A 452-nucleotide genomic window follows, 5' to 3' on the forward strand; every position below is an offset into this window, starting at 1 on the left:
ACGCCCCACACTTCGACCTTCTGCGCCAGCGCGTCCGCTTCGGCCTGGGTCGGCGCGACAACCGCCTGCACAGCCACTATCACGTCCCGCGCGCAGTTCTCACGCCAGGTCGATACCACCTCGCGCAGCAGCTCCGGATCGCCGTTCAGGTGTGCGGCAAACACAATGTGCCAGTTGAGCGTGGCGGCCAGCAGCGCGGTTTGGTTGCTCGCGCCCAGCAGTAAACCCTCAGCGGGCTGGGGCGGCAGGGGCGTGGCGCGGAGGGCCTCCTCCGCAGCGTGTGGCTCAGGTGGGATCGAGCGGTGGTGCGGGGCGAGCTGTTCGGGAAAGCTGCCCGTTTCCTGGTGATTCAGGCCCGGCTGAAGCGCGCGGGTTGAGAGCGGCAAACCGCCGGGGGCTTTCCCGACGCCCAGATCCACGCGACCCGGCGCCAGCGCGGCCAGAACGTTAAA

At 69.0% G+C, this 452-nt stretch carries 1 pseudogene; it reads right to left on the reverse strand.

Annotation, left to right across the window (positions count from 1 at the left end):
* A pseudogene (locus A6013_RS24290) lies at positions 1-452 on the reverse strand (alkane 1-monooxygenase); the annotation flags it as partial.

The organism is Enterobacter sp. IF2SW-B1 (genome assembly GCF_001743375.1).
Classification (GTDB): domain Bacteria; phylum Pseudomonadota; class Gammaproteobacteria; order Enterobacterales; family Enterobacteriaceae; genus Enterobacter; species Enterobacter bugandensis.